Here is a 2,103-nt window from a genome sequence, read left to right as displayed (position 1 = left end):
GACCTGGGAGGAATAATCCTGCCACCCATCCCTGCCTTTTATCATGCCCCGAGAAGTATTCAAGACATCATAGACCATACAGTGGGTAAAATACTGGACCTCATGGATGTAGACCATTCCCTTTTTAAGAGGTGGGAAGGGAACTGAAAATTTCGATTTCATTATAGTGAATTTATATGGTAAATGGCCTATAAAGATTATTTTGAAGTTGTTCCATTCTATGATTGTTATATAAAGTAAAGCTATTAGCATAAATTATAATTAACGATTTTAATTCGCATAAATGTTCAATATAATGAATTATTTGTTTAGAATAATTATTGACAATAGTTTTGTAAAGATGATAAATAAGAAAAACTTTCCAGTGATAAAATTAGGTGGCTTAAAGTCTAAATATGGATGCTATTAATCTGACCGAAAGCGTTAATTGGGATTTCATAGAGCAGGTAAAAAAAGAGAGCGGGCAGAATCCTTCTCTCTGCTATCAATGCGGTAACTGCACGGCAGGATGTCCTTTTACCCATTTTTTTGATTATCCTGTCAGCCAGGTTATGAGGCTTCTCCAGGCAGGACAAAAGGATACAATCCTTAATTCAAAGGCCATATGGCTCTGTGCCACTTGCGAAACCTGCACAACAAGATGTCCATGCGAGATTGACGTAGCTAATATTATGGATACTTTGAGGATTATTGCGCGCCGTGAGAATATGGTCTCGGAAAAAGATATTAAAACTTTTTACGATTCTTTTTTAAATTCCATGAAACAGCACGGCCGTATCTTTGAGATGGGTATTCTCCTTTCTTACAATCTTAAATCAGGACACCTATTCACAGACGCAGAGTTAGGACCCAAGGTAATGGAGAGGGGGAAGATCCATTTTTTCCCCAAGAACATAAAAGGTAGAGACAGGGTTGCACGTATTTTTAAGAGGTTCAGCGAAAAGGCAAAAAGACATGGCTGAAAGAGAATACGCATACTATGCAGGATGTTCACAGGAAGGTACAGCAAAGGAATACGATACATCTCTCAGGCTGGTATTGAAAACGTTAGGGGTTAGCATTAAAGAACCTGATGACTGGAGTTGTTGTGGTTCAACCCCCGCCCACACAGTTGACCATGTTTTTGCAGCGGCATTAGCTGCACGAAACCTTGCTATCGTTGAAAAAATGGATATGCCCACCCTTATTACACCCTGTCCATCCTGTCTCGCGGTATTAAAAAAGGCCCATCTCGGAATGGTGCAGGGTGAGTCTTTTAAAAACGAAGTAAATGGCCTCCTCGACGAACCCTATGGAGGCGGGGTAATTACGAAATCAGTTTTACAGATTATCTATGAAGATGTGGGGCTTGAAGCCCTTGCAGAAAAGGTTACTCACACCCTTCCTGACCTCAAGGTTGTCCTGAAAACCCTATTTCAATGGACAGGGTTATTTCAGCTGTTGGGGTGGAGGTCTGTGATTTTGCCTTTAAGGTGGAATGCTGTGGAGCCGCATTCGGTGTGCCGAAAAGGGAGATGGTAAACAAACTTACCTATAAAGTGCTCTCCATGGCTCAAGATTGCGGAGCCAACTGTGTTGCTGTTGCCTGCCCTCTTTGCCAGCAGAATCTTGATTTACGGCAGGGTCAGGTAAACAGCACAATGGGCTCTTCCTTTAATATACCGATTCTCTATTTCTCCCAGATTATGGGCCTCGCTTACGGGTATTCACCAAAAGAACTTGCCATGGATAAGCTCATTGTTAGTGCAGACCGCTTAATCCGCTCTCGTCTACCGGTTGAGGAGTTCAAGAAGGCCCGGGAGGCAGAGGCAAAAAAGAAAAAACCGAAAACCGAAAAGGTAGGAACCAAAGAGGAAACAACAACAGAGGAGACTGAATAGATGCGGGTTGGTGTATTTATATGCCACTGCGGGAACAATATTGCAGGAACAGTTGATGTAAAGAAGGTGGCTGAGGAAACAAAAAGGTTGCCCGGGGTTGTGTATGCCACAGATTATATGTACACCTGCTCAGAGCCTGGTCAGGATGAAATCAAAGAGACAATTAAAAAGGAAGGTTTAGACCGTGTTGTAGTCGCCTCGTGCTCACCACGTATGCATGAAG

At 42.4% G+C, this 2,103-nt stretch carries 2 protein-coding genes and 1 pseudogene; all 3 read left to right on the top strand.

Annotated elements, in window-relative coordinates; translation table 11 throughout:
* Positions 1 to 395: 395 nt before the first annotated feature.
* A complete protein-coding gene (locus NTU69_11310; protein MCX5804095.1) occupies positions 396 to 962 on the top strand; it encodes a 4Fe-4S dicluster domain-containing protein in 567 nt (188 codons plus the stop codon).
* Positions 955 to 1,745: pseudogene (locus NTU69_11305) on the top strand (heterodisulfide reductase-related iron-sulfur binding cluster). The gene NTU69_11310 and the pseudogene NTU69_11305 overlap by 8 nt, the downstream one beginning before the upstream one ends.
* Positions 1,746 to 1,880: 135 nt before the next feature.
* A partial coding sequence (locus NTU69_11300) for a disulfide reductase (protein ID MCX5804094.1) occupies positions 1,881 to 2,103 on the top strand: 223 nt, incomplete at its 3' end.

Source organism: Pseudomonadota bacterium (assembly GCA_026388215.1).
Classification (GTDB): Bacteria; Desulfobacterota; Syntrophorhabdia; order Syntrophorhabdales; family Syntrophorhabdaceae; genus JAPLKF01.
Note: the sequence above shows the minus strand (reverse complement) of the source record. Positions and strands in the feature narration are given on the sequence as shown.